Origin of the sequence: Streptomyces lushanensis (assembly GCF_001700515.1) — a bacterium.
GTDB lineage: Bacteria > Actinomycetota > Actinomycetes > Streptomycetales > Streptomycetaceae > Streptomyces > Streptomyces lushanensis.
On record NZ_MAUD01000292.1, the window covers coordinates 1 to 6,381 of the forward strand.

4 protein-coding genes are annotated in these 6,381 nt (G+C 71.7%); 1 reads left to right on the forward strand and 3 read right to left on the reverse strand.

The window, feature by feature from the left end; translation table 11 throughout:
* The first annotated feature begins 217 nt into the window (after nt 1-217).
* Entirely contained in the window at nt 218-769 is a 552-nt protein-coding gene (locus tag BFF77_RS22945) for a hypothetical protein (protein ID WP_141698498.1), read from the forward strand.
* Between the two features lie 127 nt (nt 770-896).
* On the opposite strand, the gene BFF77_RS22950 is transcribed toward BFF77_RS22945, so the two are convergent.
* The 3 genes from BFF77_RS22950 to BFF77_RS22960 form a co-directional block, all read right to left on the reverse strand.
* On the reverse strand, nt 897-1,544 hold the full coding sequence (locus tag BFF77_RS22950) for a TetR/AcrR family transcriptional regulator (protein ID WP_066952934.1): 648 nt from the start codon (nt 1,542-1,544) through the stop codon (nt 897-899).
* 207 nt (nt 1,545-1,751) lie between these two features.
* On the reverse strand, nt 1,752-2,975 hold the full coding sequence (locus BFF77_RS22955; protein ID WP_066952932.1) for an NAD(P)/FAD-dependent oxidoreductase: 1,224 nt from the start codon (nt 2,973-2,975) through the stop codon (nt 1,752-1,754).
* Nucleotides 2,976-3,163: 188 nt separating this feature from the next.
* The coding region (locus BFF77_RS22960; protein WP_079125401.1) for a cation-translocating P-type ATPase at nt 3,164-6,381 on the reverse strand (3,218 nt) is incomplete at its 5' end.

The window sequence follows — 6,381 nt, forward strand, 5'->3', positions numbered from 1 at the left end:
CCGATCCACGAAGATCCGCCGGACAGGACCTAGTCGGCGGCATACGAACGCGCCCGCTCGGGAAAGGAAAGTTTTCCGGCAGTGGAAAGTTAATGGAACGGCGGACTTCTTCACGATTGATGTCGGATTACGTACCGAAATCGAAACGTCGATCCTCATAGCTCTCGTCGTGTCGCATGCCGCTGCTACGGTGATACGACCCGAGGGGGGTTGACACATGACTACCTACATGTCACAGCCGCGCCGGAAGAAGAGTTTCCGGTGGAGAACCATCGAAGGCATCGCCGCATTGGCCGCTCTGTTCGGTCTGCTCATCCTGGCTCGTATGCTGCTCACTCCCTGGGACTTTCCCCTGCCGGGCAAGCCCCAACTGACAGACTACTGGCAAGGAGAGATGTCCTATACGGCGGACGACAAAAGGCGGCTGATGCTTCATCTGGTCCGGGACGAGAATTGCTCCATGGCCTGTGACGTCACAGGCGAGATCAAGATCTGCGGAGCCGAAGAGGATATGAGCGGCGACTTCGCAGGAGATGTCCACGACTGGCGCGGAAGCCACTTCTCGCTGAATCCCTACCTTCCGACACGCAAGGCCGAAATCAATGTGCGGGAACTCGACGGCGAATGGGAGGGTGATGTGATCAGAATGCACCCCAAGATCGATGTCATCGACGCCGACGGCGCATGGAGTTCGAACCACCAGATACCCGACCCGCCGATGTTCGAGATGCGACGCGCCACCGAGGCGGTTTTCGAAGCCGCGTGCTGACAAAGCCGCGCACCGACAAGCTTCGTCGTCCTGGTGATGACCCTGCTGGAGCACCCCGGCCACCGGCCCGGCGAACCGACGCGGTCACAACGACGGCAGCACTGAGACCCGGGGGGCGCCGCCCGCGTCAAGGGCGCGTGACGGGAGCCAGCCACAGCCCCACGAGCGCGTCGATCAGACCCGTCGCGGCGTCGTGCCAGCTCGACCGTGGGGTGGATGTGCCCTGGGCGAGCGCGCGTTCCCGCTCGGCGCACATGTGCACCATCAACTGGCGGGCCATGTCGCGTCGTTCGGCGTGCACTTCGGGCGGCAGTTCCGGGAGGCACCGGTCGAGCCCCTGACGGATCTGCCGCAGCGAGGGCGCGCTCCGCGATTCCTGGACCATGATCTCGCGCAGGGCCGGGTCGGTCATCACCTGCGCGCCGAACCGCGCGTACCACGTAGGGCTGCCCAGAGCCGCCAGATGTTCGGTCACCGGACGCACCAGACACGCCGCCCAGTCCCGCACCTGCGGGGAACCACCGATCCCGTTCACCATGTCCAGGCGCCGCCGCTCTATCGACTCCGAATGTCTTCGCGCGATCGCCCGCACGAGGTCCGCCTTCGTACCGAAGTGATAGCCGACCGCGGCGTTGTTGCCCTGCCCCGCCGCCTCACTGACTTGACGGTTGGAAACAGCGAACACCCCGTGCTCCGCGAACAGACGCTCCGCCGTCGCGAGGATCAGCTCCCGCGTCGCGTCACCACGCTCCGCCCGTACGACCCTGCCCGACACCGTCACCACCGCGCATCCACCTCGAAGCCGACCCTGAGCGCCCAGCCAGTCACCCTGTCTCTCACTGAAGCAAAGCAAGCAACTGACTTAATTCATCATCGCACACCGCCCGTGAGCACCAGGACCGCGAGATCCTCGACGGCCAAGACCTCTCGCGGCTCGGTGGGGCGCCGTCGGCGACGACCTTCACGGGTCTCTTGTGATCGTTCAGTGGCTGGAAGCGGGGCCGGAAGGGGAGGCGGAGGTGGGAGCGGAGGTCACCGCCAGGCCGTCGACGACCTCCTGGCGGCGCAGGCGGGTCTGCTTCGGCATGTTCCAGCCGAGGACGCCCGTCACCACGCCGTCGGTGTGGAAGCGGGCGACGAAGCGCCGGGACGGCAGGTCGCCCTCGACCACCTCGGCCTCGGCGCCGGGCGGGAGGAAACCGTGCACCTGGAGCTTCGCGTCGAACTGGTCGGTCCAGAAGTACGGAACGGGAACGTACGGCTTGTCCTCGCCGCAGATCACCCCGGCGACCGCCATGGCCTGTTCGGTGGCGTTCGTCCGGTTCTCCAGGCGGATCAGGCGGTCGAGCCCCTCGTGGTGCCAGCGGGCCACGTCACCGACCGCGTAGATCTCTTCCGACGCGCGGCACCGGGCGTCGCACACCACGCCGTTGTCGAGCCGCAGGCCGCTGTCCGCCAGCCACTCCGTCGCCGGGGACGCGCCGATCGCGACCACCACCGCGTCGGCCGGCAGGATCTCGCCCGTGCCCAGCCGTACGCCGGTGACCCTGCCGTCGTCGTCACCGGTCAGCCCCACGACGCCCTCGCCCAGCCGCAGCCGTACGCCTCGCTCGTGGTGCAGGTCCGCGAGCAGTCCCGAGACGAGCGGTCCGACCTGGAGCGCCATCGGCGCCGCCAGCGGTCCGGCCAGCGTCACCTCCAGGCCCAGCGTCCGCGCGGTGGCCGCGATCTCGGAGCCGAGGACGCCCTCGCCCACGACCACCACCCGGGAGCTCGCGAGCAGGTCCTCGCGCAGGGCCAGCGCGTGGCCGAGCGTGCGCAGCACATGCACACCGGTCAGATCCTTCTGCCCGGGCAGCGCCCGTGCCCGTACCCCCGTGGCGATCACGACCGCGTCCGCCCGCAGGACACGCCCGGACTCCGTGCGCACGGTCCGCTCGGCCGTGTCGAGCGCCACCGCCGGGTCGCCGAGCACGAACTCGGCGTCCAGGCCGGACAGGACGTCCCGCGTCCGCAGCGTGGCCCGGTCCGGCGCCCACGCGCCGGAAAGGATCTGCTTGGACAGCGGTGGCCGGTCGTACGGGGCGTGCGGCTCGTCGCCGAGCACCGTGATCGGGCCCTCGTACCCCTTGCGCCGCAGTGACTCCACGGTGGTCAGCCCGGACGCGGAAGCGCCCACGACCAGCACGCTCGCCGGGGCCGTCATGAGGCCACCTCGTGGTGCCCGGTCGTCCTGGCGTCGTTCTCGGTCCTCATGCACGACTCCATCGCTTCCGTTGCTGCGTCGGCGCTTGCTGCCTCGGCGCTCCGCTCCGACCCGATCGTGTCACCGGGCATCGTGGCCGCCGCCTTCTCCGCTCCCCCGGTGGTCCACCCGCCACGTGACCTTCGGGCTCACTCCGCCGGCTGCGGGGTGTCCATGAGGTGGACGGAGCGAAGGAATTGTTCCAGCGGAGCCAGTGCGGCTTCAAGCGGCCTGGGTGCTGCCGGGCCCGTCGCGCCCTGCGCTTCCTTCCCCGCCGTCGAGGACAACCAGCCGGTCCTCGCGAGGAGTTGGGCCACCGGAGCCAGATTCGTATGCAGGAGCGTCGCCGTGGTGATCGACACGAGGGTGATGCCCCAGGCGATCGGGCCGAGCGGTGTGCACCCGAAGAACCGGCTGATGCCCGGCGTCTGGATGATGCCCACCAGGACGGCTGCCGAGCCGAGCGCCGCGGCCAGTACGTTGCGGTCGACGCCGCTGGTGAGGGTCTGGGCGAGCTGGGTGCCCACGACCGAGGCGAGGCTGATCGTACCGGCCCGGCGTCCGGTGCCGGTGAGTCGGGCGGCGCTCCAGGCGAGGCCCGCGCCCAGGGCGGTGGTGATGCCGCGCAGCATCATCTCCTGGGTGAGCGCGGTGCCCAGGGACCGCTGGGGACCCTCCTGGAGCAACTGCTCCCCGGTGTCCTCGCCGGGCCGTCGTACGGCGATGGCGAGCGCGGGAGCGAGGTCGGTCAGCAGGTTGACGAGCATGATCTGGCGGGCGCTCAGCGGCGCGGCGCCGGTGAGCGCCGAGGCCGCCACGCTGAAGGCGACTTCGCCGAGGTTGCCGCCGATCAGGATGGCGAGCGCGGTCCTGACCGAGGTCCACATGGCGCGCCCCTCGGTCAGGGCGGTGACGATGGTCTCCAGCCGGTCGTCGGTGATGACCAGGTCGGCCGCGGCGGTGGCGGCGGGGGTGCCGCGCTGCCCGAGTGCGATGCCGACATCGGCGAGCCGGATCGCGGGGGCGTCGTTGGCACCGTCGCCGGTCATCGCCACGACCTTGCCGAGGCGCTGGTAGGCATGGACGATACGGACCTTGTGGTGCGGGCCGCACCGGGCGATGACGTCCACCGTCGGCAGCAGGGCGTCGAGTTGGGCGTCGTCGAGCTCGTCGAGCTCGGGCCCGGTGCGGACGGTCCGCGCCGGTGCGCCGATGACATGTGCCGCGATGGCGTCGGCGGTGGCCGGATGGTCGCCGGTGAGCATCACCGTCCGCACGCCGGCCCGGCGCAGCCGGGCGGTGGCCGGGGCCGCTCCGGTACGTACCTGGTCGGCCAGGACGACGAAGCCGAGGAAAACCAGCCCGTCCACGGCCTCGTCGGAGAGGTCCTCACCGGCCCGCAGGGTCCGTTCGGCCACGGCGAGCACACGGCGGCCCGCGCTCGCCAACTCCCCGGTGGCGGATTCGAGTTCTTCGCGCGCCGCGTCGTCGAGCGGCACCGGCCCGCCGTCCGCGCGCAGGAAGTGGCACCGCTCCAGGATGTTCTCCGGTGCGCCCTTGACGCTCAGCAGCAGGCCGCGCGACGTACGCCCCGCCGTGGCGTGGTAGGCACGGCACGGGTCGAAGGGCAGGGTGTCGGTACGCCGCCAGCGCGGCGCGCCGCGGTTGACGGACACCCGTGCCCCGCGGGCGCCCGCCGTCACCGCGCGGTCGGTCTGATGAGCCATGGGCTCGGTCTGCCGGGCGGCGGGTGTGGCGCGCAGCGCGGCGGCCAGGATCTCCTTGTGCGGTACGGGCAGCCGCTCGACGGGAAGCGACCGCCGGCCGTCGCTGACGGCGGAGAGCCGAAGATCGCCGTCGGTGAGGGTGCCCGTCTTGTCGAAGCACAGCACGTCGGCGCGGCCGAGGGCTTCGATCGTACGGGGGTTGCGCACCAGCGCACCGTGCACGGCCAGGCGTCTGGCGGCGGCGAGCTGGGCCGCGTTGACCAGGAACGGCAGCCCTTCGGGGACGGAGGCGACGGCCAGGTTGACGGCCGAGGCCAGGCCGTCGGCCAGGGGCCGGCCGTGCAGCATCCCGGCCCCGGCCACCGCGGCGGCGGAGGCCATCGCGACCGGCAGGCCGGCCTTGGTCAGCGAGGTCAGACGGGCCTCGACCCCGGTCACCGGGGCGGCCTGGCGGGCGGTGGCGACGCTGCGTCCGACCTCGGTGGCCGCGCCGGTCGCGACGACGACCGCGGTGGCGCGGCCCGCGGAGACGGTGGTGCCCTCGTAGAGCATCGAGGTCCGCTCGGTGATCTGTGAGGCGATCGCGGGCGCCGGGTCCTTGGCCACGGGGAGGGACTCTCCGGTCAGCGAGGACTCGTCCACTTCGAGGCCCTCGGCCGTGAGCAGCCGGCAGTCGGCGGGAACCACGTCCTCCGGCCGCAGCACGACGACATCGCCGGGCACCAGGTCTTCGGCGGTGACCAGCCGCTCGGCGCCCGCCCGCCGCACCCGCGTGCCGATCGCGGAGCGCGCGGTCAGCTCAGCGAGAGCGCGCTCGGTCCGCACCCGCTGGACGCCGCCGACCAGGGCGGAGGTCGCGGTGATCGCGGCCACGAGCGCCGCGTCCGTACGTGATCCCACCGCGGCGGCCAGCGCCGCCCCGGCCGCGAGCACCGGCGTCAGCGGGTTGGCCAGTTCGTCGACGAACGCCGACGGGAGGCTGGTGCGCAGCGGTTCGTCCGCTCCCGACGAGCCCTTGGCCCGGACCGCGGACTCCGCCGAGGACAGTCCTTCGGCGGTCGTGCCGAGCCTGTCCAGCACCAGCGCCGTGGGCATCAGATGCCAGGGGACGGTCGACACGGCCGGGGTGACCGGCCGGGACAGCAGTTGGCGGGCGCGCCAGACGCCCAGACAGAAGGCGATCGCACCCGCGGAGTTGCTCGCGGCCTGGCCACGGGCGCACGCCTGCGCGGGAGGTGCCTGCAAGGCCGCGACCGCGCCGACTCCGCTGCCGCCCGCGGCCAGTACGCCGCTGTCGCGGTCGACCTGACGGGCCGTGCCCACGCCGGCCAGGATCAGCGCGGCCGACTCCAGGTCCGTACCGATCAGCAGGTCGGCGCCCCAGGCCGGCGGATCCTCCTCGCCGTACACGCCCAGCCCGCAGTCCGAGGCGCCCAGGGCCCGGCGGTTGCCCGACACCAGGAGCACCACCGCGCCATCGGCCTGGAGCCCTCGTACGGACGCCACGAGACGGCCGCCCGCGGGCACGACCGCGTCGGCGAATCCCAGCACCGGATCGGCCCGGTCACTGGCCAGTACCACGCGGATTCCGCCACGGCGCGCGGCCGACGCCAGCGCCTGCGCGCCGTGGCGGAATCCGC

Bases quoted from the DNA above. Each gene is read 5' to 3' on its own strand.
- BFF77_RS22945 (WP_141698498.1), top strand. From the start codon at position 218: ATGACTACCTACATGTCACAGCCGCGCCGGAAGAAGAGTTTCCGGTGG.
- BFF77_RS22955 (WP_066952932.1), bottom strand. From the start codon at position 2,975: ATGACGGCCCCGGCGAGCGTGCTGGTCGTGGGCGCTTCCGCGTCCGGG.